Source organism: Ideonella oryzae (assembly GCF_024055665.1).
Taxonomy (GTDB): domain Bacteria; phylum Pseudomonadota; class Gammaproteobacteria; order Burkholderiales; family Burkholderiaceae_C; genus Ideonella; species Ideonella oryzae.
Map to the genome: position 1 here is coordinate 283,106 of NZ_JAMXMC010000006.1, position 15,969 is coordinate 299,074.

Here is a 15,969-nt window from a genome sequence, read left to right on the forward strand (position 1 = left end):
ACGTTCAGGCCCCCGAAGCAGGACATGCCAGCCACCGCCAGCCGCTGGCTTCGAGGATGCCGAGATGGTTCCCACACCACCTTTGCCCACCACCAAGCATGTCCACCCACATCCGCAGCCGGCGTCTGGCGCCGACCCGCCCCACCGCCTTTGCCGCTACCTCCGCCCCCAGCCTGGGCGCCGCCCTGCTGAGCCTGCCCCTGGCCCTGCACGCGCAGACCACCCCGACGCAGGACCCCACCACCCTGCCCACGGTCAGCGTCACCGGCAGCGCCGAGGGCTACAAGGCCGACACCAGCGCCTCGCCCAAGCTGACCCAGCCGCTGCTGGACACGCCCAAGTCGGTGCAGGTCATCACCAAGGACCTGATGCAGGCCCAGGGCGCCACCACCCTCACCGAGGCCCTGCGCAACACCCCGGGCATCACGCTGCAGCTGGGTGAGAACGGCAGCACTTCGGCCGGCGACACCTTCCAGATGCGCGGCTTCTCGACCCAGACCTCGACCTTCGTCGACGGCATCCGCGACCTGGGCGCCGTCACCCGCGACGTCTTCAACGTCGACCAGGTCGAGGTGGTCAAGGGCCCCTCCGGCGCCGACGTGGGCCGCGGCGCCGCGGGCGGCTACATCAACCTGATCAGCAAGCTGCCCGAGCGTGGCGAGCGCAACGACGCCACGCTGACCCTGGGCACCGCCGACACGAAGCGCGCCACGGCCGACATCGGCCGGGGCTTTGGCGAAACCTCGGCCTGGCGCCTCAACGTGATGGCCCAGGACAGCGGCGTCGACGGCCGCGACGAGGTGAAGAACAAGGGCTGGGCCATCGCCCCGGGCGTGGCCTTCGGCCTGAACACGCCCACCCGCCTGGTCATATACGCCCTGCACGTGCACCAGGACAACGTGCCCGACGGCGGCATTCCCACCATCGGCATGACCGGCTTCTACAACGCCAACAGCGCCCTGGCTGCCGGCGCCAAGGTGGACACCCACAACTTCTACGGCAGCAAGAGCGACTACGAAAAGGTCGACGCCGACATGTTCACCGTGAAGCTGGAGCACGACCTGGCCCCCGGCACCACGGTGCGCAACATCACCCGCTACGGCCAGACCCACATGGACCGCGTGCTGACCGGCGTGAATGGTCTGACCGCGGTCACCGCGGACGATCCGTCGACCTGGACCGTGGCCCGCACCCGCCAGCGCACCGACCAGACCAACGAGATCCTGACCAACCAGACCAGCGTCGGCACCACGTTCACCACGGCCGGCATCCAGCATGACCTGGCGGCAGGCGTGGAACTGATCTACGAGCGCCAGCTCACCCGCGGCACCGGCAGCACCGCCCAGACCGTCAACGGCGTGACCTACGCGGCCATCAGCAACCCGGCGGCCAACCTTTACCACCCCAACGCCAGCGACGACCTGGGCGTGCCGTATTTCACCGGTGCAGACACCGAGGGCAAGACCACCACCGGCGCGCTCTATGTGCTGGACACGCTGAGCCTGAACGAGGCCTGGAAGCTCAACGCGGGCCTGCGCTTCGAGCGCTACCACACCGAAACCTCGGTGGGCACCATCGTCACCAGCAGCAACAGCAGCACCTACCCCGGCTACGCGGTCGGCAGCATCGCCAACACCAATCTGCGCCTGGCCGACAACCTCAGCAGCTGGAACCTGGGCCTGACCTACAAGCCCGCGGTCAACGGCAGCATCTACCTGGCCGCGGCCAACGCGTCCACGCCGCCGGGCGGTGCCAATTTTGCCCTGTCGGCCACCAGCACCAACGCCAACAACCCCTCGATGGACCCGCAGCAGACCCGCACGTTCGAGCTGGGCACCAAGTGGGACCTGCTGGATCAGCGCCTGAACCTGACCCTGGCGGCCTACCACACCGAGAACAAGAACCAGGTCAGCTACGACGACCTGGGCAATGCGGTGCAGACCGGCAAGACCCGCGTGCAGGGGGTGGAGCTGGGCCTGGTCGGGCGCGTGACCGAAGCCTGGCAGGTCTCCGCCGGCGTGGCGACGATGGACACGAAGCAAAGCGGCGTCTGGAACAGCACCCACGACACCCAGACCAGCGGTGTGCGCTGGTCGCCCGACCTGACCGCCTCGCTGTGGAGCACCTACACGCTGGGCGACCTGACGCTGGGTGCGGGTGCGAATTACGTGTCCAAGCAGAAGCGCTCGATCACCGCCGACACCGACCTGTCGGTCACCAACATGCCGGAGATCCCGGCCTACTGGGTGGCCAACCTGATGGCGTCCTACCAGGTCATGCAGAACCTGAAGCTGCAGCTGAACGTGGGCAATGTGTTCGACAAGGCATACATCAGCACGCTCAACAACAGCGGCGCCCGCGCCACCCTGGGCGCGCCGCGCACGGCCAAGCTGACGGCCAGCGTGCAGTTCTGAAGCGAGGCGGCGCGGCATGTTGTTGCACATTGCGGGCGTCCTGTCTGCGGAAGAAGTCGCCCACTTCCGCCAGGCCCTGGCCGAGGCCCCCTGGGCCGATGGTCGGGCCACCGTCGGGCCGCAAGGCGCCCAGGTCAAGCGCAACGAACAGCTGCCCGCCGACCACCCGCTGGCCCGTGAACTGGGCCAGCGCATCGTGCAGCGGCTGTCCAGCCACCCACAGTTCGTCTCGGCGGCCCTGCCGCACCGCATCCTGCCGCCGCTGTTCAACCGCTACCAGGGCGGCGGCAGCTACGGCCTGCATGTGGACGGCTCGGTGATGGCCATGGGCGACGGGCAGCGCTTGCGCAGCGACGTGTCCACCACGCTGTTCCTCTGCGACCCCGAGGACTACGAGGGCGGCGAGCTGGTGGTGATGGACACCTATGGCGCCCACGAGGTCAAGCTGCCCGCGGGCGACCTCATCCTTTACCCGTCCACCAGCCTGCACAAGGTCGAGCCCGTCACCCGCGGCGCCCGCACCTGCGCCTTCTTCTGGACGCAGAGCCTGGTGCGCGACACCGGCCAACGCGCCGCCCTCTACGAGCTGGACCAGACCATCCAGCGCCTGCGCGCCCAGTTGGGCGACAGCGACGAGGTGCTGCAGCTGACCGGCCATTACCACAACCTGCTGCGCCGCTGGGCCGAGCTGTGAGCGCCCACGGCTTCAAGACCCTGCTGCGCTGGCACTGGATCAGCTCGGCCCTGTGCCTGATCGGCATGCTGGGCTTCGCCATCACCGGCTTCACCCTCAACCACGCGGCCGACATCGAGGCCCAGCCCGTGCTCACCCGCTGGCAGGCCACGCTGCCCGCCCCGGTGCTGGCCGCGGTGCAGGCCGCCCAGCCGGCGCGCGAAGGGGGCGACGCCCCCATGCCCGCGGCGTTGCGCCAGTGGGTGGCCGAGTCGCATGGGCTGCGCCTGCCCGCCGGCCTGGCCCCCGAATGGTCCGCCGAGGAGTTCTACCTGGCCCTGCCCCGCCCCGGCGGCGACGCCTGGTTGCGCGTCGACCTGAGCAGCGGCGAGAGCGAGTTCGAGGACAGCGACCGCGGCCTGCTGGCCCTGCTCAACGACCTGCACAAGGGTCGCCACACAGGCGCCGTGTGGCGGGCCTTTCTCGATGTCTTCGCCGCGGGCTGTCTGGTGTTCTGCATCACCGGCCTGCTGATCCTGCACCGCCATGCCGGCCAGCGTGCGCTGACCTGGCCGCTGACCGCAGCGGGTTTCGTGCTGCCAGCCCTGCTGGTCCTCCTGTTCATCCATTGACCTCCACGCCAATGACCCCCCTCACCCCCCGCACTGCTGCCACCGCCACCACCCTGGGCCTGCTGACACTGGGCAGCGCCTCGGCCGGAGCCGCCACCCTGCAGCTCACGCTGGAACTCCCGCGCTTGAGCGTGGCCGAGTACCACAAGCCCTATGTGGCCGTCTGGCTCGAGAAGGATGGCCAGCCCAATGCCGCGGCCCAGCTGGCGGTCTGGTACGACCTGAAGAAGGCCAACAACGGCGGTGCCAAATGGCTGCGCGACATGCGCCAGTGGTGGCGCGCGGGGGGCCGGGATCTGACCGTTCCCGCCGACGGCGTGACCGGCGCCACCCGCTCACCGGGCGAACAGGTGCTGCGTCTGGACCAACTGCCCGCGCTGGCCCGGCTGCCCGCCGGCCAGTACACCGTGGTGGTCGAAGCCGCCCGCGAAGGCGGCGGCCGCGAAGTGCAGCGCCTGCCGCTGACCTGGCCCATCCAGACCGCCCAACAGGCCCAGGCCCAAGGCTCCCATGAACTGGGTGCCCTGCAGCTCAAGGCCGCCCCCTGATCCATGCCCCTGCAGAGGATGCCCACCATGACCCTGCCCCGCCCCCGCCAGATCGCGCTGGCCCTGGCCACCGCCCTGCCCCTCTTCGCCTGGGCCCACGACACCTGGGTGCTGCCCTCGTCCACCCTGGTGACCGGCCGCAACCAGAGCGTCGTGCTCGACGCCTCGGTCTCCACCGACCTGTTCATCGCCGAGCGCCCGCTGGCCTGGGGTGAACTGCGCGTGACCGGCCCCGACGGCAAGCCCCTGCCGAGCGGTGAGCGCAGCGCCACCGCCCTGCTCAACAGCGTGGTGATCGAGCTGCCGGCCGAGGGCACCTACCGCATCAGCAACCTCAGCGAGAGCCTGATGGCCAGCTACCAGGACGCCGAGGGCAAGCCCCAGCGCTTCCGCGGCACTCCGGCCGAATTCGCCCAGAAGGTGCCGGCCGAGGCCAAGGTGCTGGGGCTGCTGCACACCCTGGCCCGCCAGCAGACCTTCGTGAGCCGGGAAAAGGCCACCGTGCCCGCCTTCGCCCCCGAAGATCGCGGCCTGGAAGTCCTGCCGCTGGACGCCGTGAACGACCTCAGCGATGGTGACCGCACCCGCTTTACCCTGCTGCTCAACGGCCAGCCGCTGGCCGGCGAGAAGCTGTCGCTGGTGCGCGAAGGCAACCGCTACCGCTACGAGCGCGGCGAGCAGACGCTGAGCACCGACGCCCAGGGACAGTTCAGCGTGACCTGGGCCGCCCCGGGCCGCTACTGGCTGGGCGCCAGCCACGGCGACCGCCCTACCGCGGCCCCGGCGCCGCAAGGCGGGCCCGGCGCCCCCATGGCCATGGGCGGCACCCGTGACAAGCCCCTGGAGCGCGCCAGCCTGAGCGCCACCTTCGAGGTGCTGCCGCGCTGAGACCCGGCCCGACCGATGTTCGCCCCCGCCCTTCCCGACGCGCCACGGGTCCAGGCCCGTGTGCTGATCCCCGCCGAGGTGTCGGGCCCGCCCGCGCCCTGGGGCCAGGTACTGCACACCCTGGGCGGGGACACCATGGGCACGCGCTGGTCCGTCCAGGTCTGGGCCGGCGCCGGCCTGCCCGAGCGGCCGCTGCGCCGCGCCATCCAGGCCGTGCTGGACGACGTGATCGCCCAGATGAGCACCTGGGCCGCCGACGCCCTGATCAGCCGCTTCAACCGTCTGCCCGCCGGTGACAGCCTGGTGCTGCCGGACAGCTTCGCCCTGGTGATCGACACCGCGCTGCAGGTGGCCCGGCGCAGCGCCGGTGCCTTCGACCCCACCGTGGGTGCGGCCGTGGGACGCTGGGGCTTCGGCCCGGCCGAGCTGGCCGGGCCGGGCGCCCACACCACGGCAACGCCCGGCCAGCCCCCCGGCTGGGCCCGGCTGGGCTGGGATGCCGCCACGCACCGCCTGATCCAGCCCGGCGGCCTGCGGCTGGACCTCTCGGCCATCGCCAAAGGCCACGCGGTGGACCGGGTGAGCGCGGTGCTGCGCGACAGCGGCCTGCCCCACCATCTGGTGGACATCGGCGGCGAGCTCAGCGGCCAAGGGCTCAAGCCCAGCGGCCAGCCCTGGTGGGTGGACCTGGAAATGCCCGATACCGCCTGCCCGCTGCCCCCCACGCGCGTGGCCCTGCACGGGCTGACGGTGGCCACCTCGGGCGACTACCGGCGCTGGCGCCGGGGCCCACAGGGTCTGCGCCTGAGCCATACCCTGGACCCGCGCACCGGTGCGCCGGTGACCCACGCGGTGGCCTCGGTCACCGTGCTGCACCCCAGTGCCATGTGGGCCGATGCCTGGGCCACCGCCCTGATGGTGCTGGGCCCCGGCGCGGGCCGCCCCCTGGCCGAGGCCGAAGGCCTGCCCGTGCTCTGGACCGAGCGCCCCAGCCCCGAGCACCCCGCCTGGCGGGAGACCCTGAGCACCGCCCTGCGCGGCCTGCTGGCCTGAGCACGCCCATGGACGCCCTGACCCACACGCCGCCCCACCGCCTGGCCCAGGCCGCCGCCTTGCTGCTGGCCTGGATCGGCCTGTGCCTGTGGCAATGGCGCCGCCACCGCCTTCGCCAGCACGCCCCACAGGCCACGGCCCTGGTCCCCGGTGCACCCGGTGCGCCCGGCCCCGTCGCCCTGGTGACCTGGGCCAGCCAGACCGGCGCGGCCGAGGCCCTGGCCTGGGACACGGCCCGCCTGCTGGAGTCCGGCGGCCTGCCCGCCCGGGTGGCCCCGCTGGACCAGCTGGACCCGGGCCAGCTGATCCAGCACCAGCCGGTGTTCTTCGTCGCCAGCACCGCCGGTGACGGCCAGGCCCCGGACCACGCCGAGCGCTTCGTGGACCGCTGGATGGACCGGCCGGCCGAACTGGCCGGCCTGCCCTGCGGCGTGCTGGCCCTGGGCGACCGCGAGTACCGCCACTTCTGCGGCTTCGGCCAGCAGCTGCAGCACTGGCTGCACGCCAGCGGCGCCCAAACCCTGTTCGAGCCGGTGCTGATGGACCGGGGCGATCCACAGGCCATGCGCCACTGGCTCGCGGCGGTGGCGGCGCTCACCCCCACGCCGGCCTCGGCCCCGCTCCCGGCCGCCCCTGCGGCCCCCGCGGGCAGCGCCTTCGCCCCCTGGATCCTGCTGGGACGGCGCCACCTGAACCCCGGCAGCCAGGGCGAGCCGGTCTGGCTGATCGACATTGCACCGCCCATGGACGGCCCGGCGCCCGCCGCCTGGGAGGCGGGCGACCTGGTGCAGCTGCGCCTGCCGGGCAGCGACCGCACGCCCCGCAGCTACTCCATCGCCGGCTTGCCCGAGCCCGGGTCGGGCGCCGGTCTGCAACTGCTGGTGCGGCGCCACCGGCGCGAGGACGGCTCGGTGGGCGCGGCCTCCGGCTGGCTGACCGGCGACTGCCCCCGCGGCGGCGCGCTGTCCCTGCGCATCCAGCCCAACCCGGCCTTTCGCCTGCCCCCCGCACTGGCCGACCGCCCGCTGGTGCTGATCGGCAACGGCACCGGCCTGGCCGGCCTGCGCGCCCATCTGCAGGCCGCCGAGCGCCGCCTGACCACACCGGCCTCCCCCCGTCAGGCCCTGGTGCGGCAGGGCCTGCATGCCTGGTTGGTGCTGGGCGAGCGGCAGGCCGCCCATGACGCGCTGTGCGATGTCGAGATCACCCATTGGCTGGCCAGCGGCGTACTCAGCCGCACCGACCGCGTCTATTCGCGCGACGGCGGCCCGCACCGGCATGTGCAGGACCGTCTCGCGGCCGAAGCCCCCCGCCTGCGCGCCTGGGTCGAGGCCGGCGCCGTCCTGCTGGTGTGCGGCAGCCGTCAGGGCATGGCCCGCGGCGTCGACGCCGTGCTGGCCGAGGCGCTGGGCGAGACCACCCTGCAGACCCTGCGCCAGCAGGGCCGGCTGCGACGCGACGTGTACTGAACCCGGACCCCGACCATGTCTTCCCTGTCCACCTCCTCTTTGCCCCGCCTGCCGGCGCGGCCCCAGCGGCCCGTCCCGCCGCAGGCCAGCCGCGCCCCGGCAACCGCCGTGCCCGGCCCGCCGCCAGAGTGCCTGCACGGCCCGGTCGAGGACCTGAGCCCCTGGAGCCGGCGCGCCCTGGTCAGCGGCGTGGTGCTGGTGCATCTGGCCGGGGCCTGGGCCCTGCAACAGATCGGGACGCGGCCCGAAGCCCCTCCACGGCCGCCGGTCCCGATCGCCGTGCAGTGGATCGCGCTGCCGGCCCCCGAGCCGGCCGCGCCGCCACCGCCACCGCCATCGGCGCGCCCCAGCCCGCGTCCGCCCGCCACGCCCCCGCTGGTGACAGCGGCCCCCCGGCCCCAGCCCACGTCCACCACCGCCCCGGCCCCCACGCCGGTGGCCGAAGCACCGGCTGCGCCGGCCCCCGCCCCGGTGACCACGCCCGCCCCGCCCGCGCCTCCCGCCCCGCCGGTGGCCGCCGCGCCAGCCGGCCCGGTGGCCCTGCCCGCCAGCGCCCTGCGCTACGTGACGATGCCCCGGCTGGCGTACCCGGCGGCCGCGCGCCGCCTGGGCGAGACCGGCACCGCCCTGGTCCGTGTGGTGGTGGACGTGAACGGCCTGCCGCGCGAGGTGACGCTGCACCAGTCCAGCGGCCACCCCCGCCTGGACGAGGCCGCGCTGGACGCCATGCGCGCCGCCCGCTTCCAGCCCTACCGCGTCGATGGCAAGGCCGTCGAGGCGGTGGCCATCGCCCCGCTGGCCTTCCAGCTCCAGTGAGCCCCCACCCACCGAGTCCCTGATCACCCCCCTCTGCCTGCGCCCGGAACACGCCATGGAAACCACCACCACCGCCCTCACGCCCCCGCCCGCCCCCGGCATCGGCCACTTCATCGCCCAGAGCGATGCGGTGGGCCACACCCTGCTGGTGCTGCTGGTGCTCATGTCCATCGCCTCCTGGGCCATCATCGTGGCCAAGGGCGTGGCCCAGGCCCTGCGCGCCCGCCGCAGCCGGGCCTTCCTGGACCAGTTCTGGAACGCCAGCACGCTCGACGAGGTGCGCGCCGAACTGCAGACCCACGGTGCGCGCGACCCCTTCTCGCACCTGTCGGCCCATGCCCTGCACGCCCAGGCCCACCATGCGCGCCATGGCGCGGCCAAGCTGGCCGAGGCCGGCAGCGCCAGCGAGTTCGTCACCCGCACCATCAAGAAGGTGCTGGACGAGGAGACCACCCGCCTGGAGGCCGGCCTGACCACGCTGGCCACGGTGGGCGCCACCGCCCCCTTCGTCGGCCTCTTCGGCACGGTCTGGGGCGTCTACCACGCGCTGCTGGCCATCGGCAGCGGCGGCGCGGGCAGCCTGGACCAGGTGGCCGGCCCGGTGGGCGAGGCACTGATCATGACCGGCATCGGCCTGGCCGTGGCCATCCCCGCCGTGGTGGCCTACAACGCCTTCACCCGCAGCAACCGGGTGCTGACCGGCCGGCTGGACGCCTTCGCCTTCGAGCTGCACAGCTTCCTGACCATGGGCGAGGCCCTCGGCGCCGACACCCAGACCCCTGCCCGCCAGGCCCAACCGGCGCTGCGCCCGGTGGCCGCCGGCCACATGGCCTGAGCCCCCGCACAGGAGACCGACATGGCTTTCGCTTCGTTCGACCGCAAGGGCGGCGCCGCCCCGGTGGCGGAGATCAACATGGTCCCGCTGATCGACGTGATGCTGGTGCTGCTGGTGATCTTCATCGTCACCGCGCCGCTGATGTCCCACGCCGTCAAGCTGGACCTGCCACGCGCCAGCAGCCAGCCCGTGCCGCCGGTGGCCGACAAGATCGACTTCTCCATCGACGCCCAGGGCCAGCGCTACTGGAACGGCGAGAAGGTCAGCCGCGAGCAGGCCCAGGCCCGGCTGCAGGCCCAGGGCCAGCGCCAGCCGCAGCCCGAGATCCACCTGCGGGCCGACGAGGCGGCGGCCTACCGCGCCGTGGCCGAGACGCTGGCGGATGCCTCGCGCGCCGGCCTGGGCAAGATCGGCTTCGTCAGCCAGCCCACGAGCGTCCACTGACCGCCCACTGCCCGCAGCTTGACCTTGCCGGGGTCGGCCCAGGGCAAGGGGCTTTATCATCCCGGCCCATGGAATCCCCCCGCGACGTGGCCGCGATCCGTCTGGACAACGCCCTGCTGTTGTTCGACGAGTTCGTGCAGGCCACGGTCAAGAATGCCGATGCCGCCGCCCTGCGCGGCCTGGAGCGCCGCTTTGCCGAGCGGCTGCAGATCCAACCCAGCTACTGGAGCCAGATCAAGGGCCGCTCGCGCCAGATCGGCGAGCGCCTGGCGCGCCAGTTCGAGCAGAACTGCCGCAAGCCCGTCGGTTGGATGGACGAGGCCCACGGCGGCAGCGCCACGGCCGTGCCGGCCGACGCACAGGCCGAATCCCCGCTGCCGCGCGACGACGACGAGCGCTTCATCGTCGGCCTGGTGCTGACCTACTACCGCCGCCACCCCCAGCGGGCCCGCACCCGGCTGCTGGATTTGCTCAGCGAGGTGCTGGTGCCCGCCCCCACGCCTGCGGCCCCCCCCACGGCGGCCGCCGCAATCCCGGTGTCGCCGCCCCCCGGTGTGCGGCGTCCTGCCGCCGTGCCAGCCCCGGCGCCGGCCAGCGACAAGGACCTCTGGCGCCAGAGCCAGCGTGGCGTCGCCCCGCTCAAGGGCAAGCGCTGAGCCCAGCGCCCCGCCGGCGGTGGCCGTGGGCTTGTCGTTGCGCAAAAGATAAATACCTCTTGCGCAAGATAATCAAATGTTTATCATTTACGGACGCGCCGAGCTTCTGCCACTCCTGAATCTGGCGCTGCGGGGTGAACCGATCTGCCGGTTCCCGCGCCCGCCCCGGCCCCGCGTTGTACCCGGCCGGCCCCACCACCTTCTGGACCCCCGATGCATTGCACCCTGGTGGCCCGTCTGGTGCGGGCCCTGATCCTGTTCCCGAACCGTTGACCGGCCCGTTCCGGCCCTGCCCCGTGCAGGCCGGGCCGCGCCACCCCTGACTGCTGTTGCCATTCCTCGGCGCGTCCGAGGTCGGCCGCGGCATGGCCGAGACCCGGCCCGAGGAGATGACCATGAAGATCCAGCTGACCCTGAGCACCCCGCGCAATCCGGTGGCTGTCCCGGCACGCATGCGCCAGGCCGGCCCGCACCGCCGGTCCGGCAAAGCCCTGCGCCAGCAGCACCACCAGGCGCTGCGCCGTGAACTGGCCCACGCCCGCCCCGACCCCCACAGCCCCTGAGCCCCCCTTTCGCGCGCACCCTTGAGCCGGTGCGCGCCCATGGAGAGACCCATGTTCCCGCATCGCACCCTTCTTCGCGCCGCCACGCCCGAGCAACTGCAAGGCCTGGCCCACCCCGACCGCGGCCCGCGCCATCTCATCGCCCGGGCCTTGCGCGCCCTGGCGCTGGCCCTGGCCCGGGCCGCCCGCGGCGTGGCACCCCGCCCGCTCGCCCGCCGTCCCCGCGGCCTGCCCCCGCCCGCCGACCTGCCGCTGGTGGAGTACCACGGCCAGGCCGGCGCCCCCGAGGGAGCCCTCTATGTGAACGGCGAGTTCATCGGTAGGCTGGAGGTGGATCGCCTCTGACCCACCGGGGTTTCCCGGGCCGGCGCTCAAGACGCCGGCCCGGGACGCCGATAACAAGGCGACCACACCGTTTGGGTGCCCCATGTCTTCCACCCCGTCCCCGCCCCGCTATCCGTCCGACCTGGACGGCTGGGTGCGCTACTTCCAGCTGGTCGAGATCCCCGTGCTGCCGCACACCGCGGCCGTGCTGGAGGAACTGCGCCAGATGCAGGACGACGTGGACGCCCGGATGCTGGCCGACGAGTTGATGAGCGACCCGCTGATGACGCTCAAGGTGCTGGCCTACACCGCCACGGTGCAGCGGCACCGCCGCAACAACGACGCCGAAACCCTGCGCGAAGCCCTGGTGCTGACCGGCATCACGCCCTTCTTTGCCACCTTCGGCCCGCAGCCCACCGTGGATGTGCACCTGGGCGACCAGCCCGAGGCCCTGGCCGGCCTGCAGGCGGTGCTGGACCGGGCCGACCGGGCCGGCCGCTTCGCCCTGGCCTTTGCCCTGCACCGGCGCGACCACGATGCTGCGGTGATCTACCTGGCCGCCCTGCTGCACGACTTTGCCGAGATGCTGCTGTGGCTGAACGCGCCCACGCTGGCCCTGGAGATGAAGCGGCTGCAGCAGGCCGACCGCACGCTGCGCAGCAGCACCGTGCAAAGGCAATGCCTGCACGCGGCCCTGGGCGATGTGCAGCAGGCCCTGATGCAGACCTGGCACCTGCCGGAATTGCTGGTGCACATCACCGACGACCGCAAGGAAAACGACCCGCAGGTACGCAATGTGCTTCTGGCGGTTCGGCTGGCGCGCCACACCAGCCTCGGATGGGACAACCCCGCCGTCCCGGATGACGTGAGCGACATCGCCCGGCTGCTGACCATGGCCCCGGAAGCCACCCTGAGCTGGCTTCAAGCCCTGGACGACTGACCCGGCTTGGTGCCGTGTGCGCCATTCGGGGGATTTTCAGCCGTCGCCTGACACATCCGTCGGGCTAAGCTGCGGCGCGCCGCTGCAGAACGCAACGATCTTGCCGCCAGGTGACCATGTCCGCCCAACTTGCCCAACGCAGTACCTTCATGCTCTATGGCGCCATGGCCCTGGCCGTGGCCGCCGGCCTGAGTGCCCTGCCGCCCCTGGACCCGCTGGAGGTGCTGCGGGAACAGGGTGGCCCCTGGGGCCTGTTGACCGCGCTGCTGCACCTGGGCCTGGCGGGTCTGGGCACGCTGGCCTGCCGCCGGGCCTTTGTGCGCCAGGGCGTGGCGCTGCTGCAGGGCCGGCACATGGGCGGGTTCTGTGCGGTGGCCGTGCTCGCGGCCTGGGCCTGGTGGCTGGGCAGTTGGCAGTTCATCGAGGTGGCGGATGGCCGGGCGCTGCTGTGGCTGGAGATGCTGCCGCTGTGGCTCTGGCCCGCCGGGCTGCTCCACCCGGGGCCAGGGAGCGAACGCGCCCGCCGCCGGGCGTCAAAACCGGCCGTCGCCCACTTCGGGGGCACCGCCCTGCACCCGCTGGCATACGGCTTCGAAGACGACCGCATGCTGGAGCAGGTCCACATGGCCGGCCCCCGCCACCGCCAGAGCTTCACCGCCGGGCCACAGCGCGGCCTGGGTCGGGAACACGATGCTGTCGCAGGGGCTGAAGACGCTCAGCACCTTGGGCGCCTCTGAGCTTTCGGCCCGCAGGCGCACCTCGTCTGCGGCCAGTTGACGCAACCAGGCTGAACCCGGCCGCATCTGGCGCGCACTGGCGCTGTGCCCCCAGTGGGCCATCCAGGTGCCCCCATGGGGCGTGCCCACCGTGACCAGACCGCACACCGGCGTGCGCCCGGCGTCGGCGCGCCACCAGGCCCGCAGCGCCAGGCCGCCCATGCTGTGGCCGACCAGCAGCGGCGGCCGCCCGGTGCGTTGCCAGAGCTGCTGCACCGCCGCTTGCAGGGTGGACACGTGGCCATCCAGGGTGGCCCCGGGCGGCTCCAGCGTCACGGCCACGGCCGGGATGCCCTGCGCGCGCAGGCGCCGCAGCCAGGGGTTCCAAAGGGCCCGGTTGCATAGGTAGCCATGCACCAGCAGCACGCCAGGCCTCCCCGCAGGCTCGGCCGGCCACACATCGGGCTCGGCGTGGGTGCGAAAGGGCTGCTGCCAGGCGAACACCCGGGGTGCGGCCCGGCACTCGGCCCACCAGGCCCGCCAGGACTGAGCCGCAGGCGGCGGCGCCACGCCGCTGGCACGCTGCACACGACGCATCAGCAGCACGGTCAGACCCAGCCAGGCGGCATGCCAGCCCAGCGCCAGCCCGGTGACGGCCAGCGCCAGCCCGGGATACCCCCGGGCCCAGGCCGTACCGCAGAGCACCGCCCAGAGCAGCAGCCCCAGCAGCAGGGCCCGGCGCTGCCAGCGGGCGATCATCCGAGCAGCGACACCGGCTGCCCCGACAGGCGCTCGGCCAGCGCGCTGCTGAGCCGGGCGGCGATGCCGTAGATGGTGAGCTGCGGGTTGACGCCCAGGCTGGTGGGGAACAGGGAACCATCGTGCACCGACAGGTTGCTGACCTGCCAGTGCACCCCGTCAGGCCGCACCACGCCCAGCGATTCCTGGCCGCTCATCGCGCAGCCGCCCATCACATGGGCGCTGACGATGCGGGTCTTGAGCGGCTCCATCGGCAGGTCGCGGATCTGGGCCTGGGCGTCCGCCCAGCGGGAGGTGGGCCGGGCCAGTTCGTGCACCGGCAGCACCTCGCGGGCCCCCGCGGCGAACTGCAGTTCGGCCATGGCCAGCAGGGCCCGCCGGGCACCGTCCATCAGGTACTCGTTGAGCGGGTAGTTCAGCACCGGCGTGCCGTCGCCCCGCAGGCTGACCAGCCCGCCCGGCGACTGCGGGTGGTAGCCATCGCGCAGCAGCGCCAGCATGACCTGGGTGTGCGGGAACTTGCGCATCAGCCCGGCCGCCTCCGGCCCCCAACCCGGCAGGGTGGAGGCAAAGATCACCGGGTGCAGGGGCGGCACCTCCAGCTTGAAACCCAGGGGGCCGTCCAGCGGCTGGGTGTCCAGGTAGTGATCGCTGTAGATGCTTTGCGGCGCGCCCTGCCAGCCCCGCACCGGCTGGGGCATGTGGGCCGCCGACAGCAGCACGGGGTGCAGGAAGGTGCGCCGGCCCAGGCGCTCGAAGGGATCGGGCAGGCCCGAGCGCATCAGCAGGGCCGGCGAGTTGATGGCGCCGCCGGCCACCACCACGTGGCGGGCCCGGATGCGGATGGGATGCGCCGCGTCGGGCGTGCCGTCGGCGCGCAGTGGGACGCCATGCAGGGCCTGCACCGTGCGGCCCTGCCATTCCAGCCGCTCCACCCGGGTCTGCACCAGCAGGGTCGCGCCACGGTCCAGCGCGGCCGGCACGGTGGTGAGCAACATGGACTGCTTGGCGTTGGTGGGACAGCCCATGCCGCAGGAGCCCAGGTTCCAGCAGCCGCGCACATTGCGCGGGATGGGATGGGTGGCGATGCCCAGGCGCTCGCCACCGCGGCGCAGCGCCGCGTTGTTCTCGTTGGGGGCGGCCAGCCAGGGCTGGATGCCCAGGCGCTGCTCGACCTGGTCGAACCAGGGGGCCAGGGTACGGGCATCCCACTCGGTCAGACCGAAATGGGTCTGCCACCAGGCCAGCGTGGCCTCCGGGGTGCGGAAGCTGCTGGTCCAGTTGACGGTGGTGGAACCGCCGACGCAGCGCCCCTGCAGGATGGTGATGGCCTTGTCGGCCGTCTTGCGGGCCGCACTTTCCTGGTACAGGGTGGGGTAGGCCTCGTCCTCGCGCTGGCGGAAGTCGCTGCTGGACTTCAGCGGCCCTTCTTCGATCATGACCACCGACAGGCCGGCACGGCTGAGCAGCTCGGCGGTGATGCCGCCGCCCGCCCCGGTGCCGACGATGGCCACGTCCACGCTGAGCCGCTCGGGCAGGGGCCCGTGGGGCCCGCCCAGCACCTTCCAGCCGCGGGCCAGGCCTTCGCGGATCGGATCCGCCACGGGAGAAACGTCCACGGTCATGGTGAGACGGAACCGGCCAGGGCGGCCGGTCCGGGGTAGCCCAGCACCGCCCAGGTGGCGGGACTGGCGAAATAGGCGGCCTGAGTGAGGTCGCGCAGGGCGTGGTAGATCTGCTGGCGGGTGGTGTTGTCCGACAGGCGCATGGACTGCAGCGCGGCCTGCACGTCCTGCGGATCGGCCGCGCCCCAGCCATGGCGCAGGCCGGTCAGGGCCAGCCGGCTGGGGGCCAGGTCGAGCAGCGCCAGCAACTGGCTGAGCTCGTTGCGCGTGGCGGGCGGCAGGCCGGCCACCGTGGCCTGCAAACGCTCCAGGTGCTGGTCCAGCGCGGCCTCGCGCGCTGCCGCCCCGGTGGGGAGCAGATCGGCCAGCACCGCCTGCGCCACGGCCCGCCACAGTGCCCGCGCGGGAGAGCTGAAGCGGCCCTGCCGCCACCCCGGCGTCCACAGGGCCACACCGGCCCCGGCCACGCCCAGCGTCAGGGACGCCAGCAGGCCCAGCCGCAAGAGAGAACGTCGTCGCATGCCGACAGTGTGGCACGCCGCAGGGCAGCCCCCTGCCCCGATAGGACAACTACCGTTGCGCGCGCCCTCGGGCCTGAACGACCATCCGGGCAC

The 15,969-nt window shown here is 72.8% G+C and carries 17 protein-coding genes; 14 read left to right on the forward strand and 3 right to left on the reverse strand.

Annotated features, from left to right (window positions below; translation table 11 throughout):
• The first annotated feature begins 98 nt into the window (after positions 1-98).
• The 14 genes from M0L44_RS12135 (at position 99) to M0L44_RS12200 (ending at position 12,255) form a co-directional block, all read left to right on the forward strand.
• A complete protein-coding gene (locus tag M0L44_RS12135; protein WP_252769958.1) occupies positions 99-2,414 on the forward strand; it encodes a catecholate siderophore receptor Fiu in 2,316 nt (771 codons plus the stop codon).
• Between the two features lie 16 nt (positions 2,415-2,430).
• Complete coding sequence (locus M0L44_RS12140) at positions 2,431-3,108, forward strand: Fe2+-dependent dioxygenase (RefSeq protein WP_252769959.1); 678 nt, start codon at positions 2,431-2,433, stop codon at positions 3,106-3,108.
• Positions 3,105-3,719: a PepSY-associated TM helix domain-containing protein gene (locus tag M0L44_RS12145; RefSeq protein ID WP_252769960.1), complete on the forward strand. Its 615-nt coding sequence runs from the start codon at positions 3,105-3,107 to the stop codon at positions 3,717-3,719. Before M0L44_RS12140 ends, M0L44_RS12145 begins: the two co-directional genes overlap by 4 nt.
• Before the next feature lie 11 nt (positions 3,720-3,730).
• Positions 3,731-4,267 (forward strand): DUF2271 domain-containing protein, encoded by a 537-nt coding sequence (locus M0L44_RS12150; RefSeq protein ID WP_252769961.1) that lies wholly within the window; start codon positions 3,731-3,733, stop codon positions 4,265-4,267.
• Positions 4,268-4,294: 27 nt separating this feature from the next.
• Positions 4,295-5,155, forward strand: coding sequence for a DUF4198 domain-containing protein (locus M0L44_RS12155; protein WP_252769962.1), 861 nt, complete (start codon positions 4,295-4,297; stop codon positions 5,153-5,155).
• A gap of 15 nt (positions 5,156-5,170) precedes the next feature.
• Positions 5,171-6,208, forward strand: coding sequence for an FAD:protein FMN transferase (locus tag M0L44_RS12160; RefSeq protein ID WP_252769963.1), 1,038 nt, complete (start codon positions 5,171-5,173; stop codon positions 6,206-6,208).
• An 8-nt stretch (positions 6,209-6,216) separates the two neighbouring features.
• Entirely contained in the window at positions 6,217-7,677 is a 1,461-nt protein-coding gene (locus tag M0L44_RS12165) for a sulfite reductase subunit alpha (protein WP_252769964.1), read from the forward strand.
• Between the two features lie 15 nt (positions 7,678-7,692).
• The gene (locus M0L44_RS22110; protein ID WP_290429054.1) at positions 7,693-8,493 is read left to right on the forward strand and encodes an energy transducer TonB; all 801 of its coding nucleotides are present in this window, start codon (positions 7,693-7,695) and stop codon (positions 8,491-8,493) included.
• A gap of 55 nt (positions 8,494-8,548) precedes the next feature.
• Positions 8,549-9,328: a MotA/TolQ/ExbB proton channel family protein gene (locus M0L44_RS12175; RefSeq protein ID WP_252769965.1), complete on the forward strand. Its 780-nt coding sequence runs from the start codon at positions 8,549-8,551 to the stop codon at positions 9,326-9,328.
• Positions 9,329-9,349: 21 nt separating this feature from the next.
• Complete coding sequence (locus M0L44_RS12180; RefSeq protein WP_252769966.1) at positions 9,350-9,772, forward strand: ExbD/TolR family protein; 423 nt, start codon at positions 9,350-9,352, stop codon at positions 9,770-9,772.
• Positions 9,773-9,840: 68 nt separating this feature from the next.
• A complete protein-coding gene (locus M0L44_RS12185; RefSeq protein WP_252769967.1) occupies positions 9,841-10,428 on the forward strand; it encodes a hypothetical protein in 588 nt (195 codons plus the stop codon).
• A gap of 395 nt (positions 10,429-10,823) precedes the next feature.
• Positions 10,824-10,991 carry a hypothetical protein gene (locus M0L44_RS12190; RefSeq protein WP_252769968.1) on the forward strand — a complete coding sequence of 56 codons (168 nt, stop codon included), beginning with the start codon at positions 10,824-10,826 and terminating at the stop codon, positions 10,989-10,991.
• 51 nt (positions 10,992-11,042) lie between these two features.
• Entirely contained in the window at positions 11,043-11,336 is a 294-nt protein-coding gene (locus M0L44_RS12195) for a hypothetical protein (RefSeq protein WP_252769969.1), read from the forward strand.
• 82 nt (positions 11,337-11,418) lie between these two features.
• Positions 11,419-12,255 carry an HDOD domain-containing protein gene (locus M0L44_RS12200; protein ID WP_252769970.1) on the forward strand — a complete coding sequence of 279 codons (837 nt, stop codon included), beginning with the start codon at positions 11,419-11,421 and terminating at the stop codon, positions 12,253-12,255.
• Between the two features lie 533 nt (positions 12,256-12,788).
• On the opposite strand, the gene M0L44_RS12205 is transcribed toward M0L44_RS12200, so the two are convergent.
• Genes M0L44_RS12205 through M0L44_RS12215 form a run of 3 tightly spaced genes read right to left on the reverse strand, consistent with a single transcriptional unit; the run spans position 12,789 to position 15,876 of the window.
• Positions 12,789-13,730, reverse strand: a complete 942-nt coding sequence (locus M0L44_RS12205) for a lipase family protein (RefSeq protein ID WP_252769971.1) — start codon at positions 13,728-13,730, stop codon at positions 12,789-12,791.
• Positions 13,727-15,349 (reverse strand): GMC family oxidoreductase, encoded by a 1,623-nt coding sequence (locus tag M0L44_RS12210; protein ID WP_252769972.1) that lies wholly within the window; start codon positions 15,347-15,349, stop codon positions 13,727-13,729. Before M0L44_RS12210 ends, M0L44_RS12205 begins: the two co-directional genes overlap by 4 nt.
• A gap of 2 nt (positions 15,350-15,351) precedes the next feature.
• Positions 15,352-15,876: a hypothetical protein gene (locus M0L44_RS12215; protein ID WP_252769973.1), complete on the reverse strand. Its 525-nt coding sequence runs from the start codon at positions 15,874-15,876 to the stop codon at positions 15,352-15,354.
• Positions 15,877-15,969: the final 93 nt, after the last annotated feature.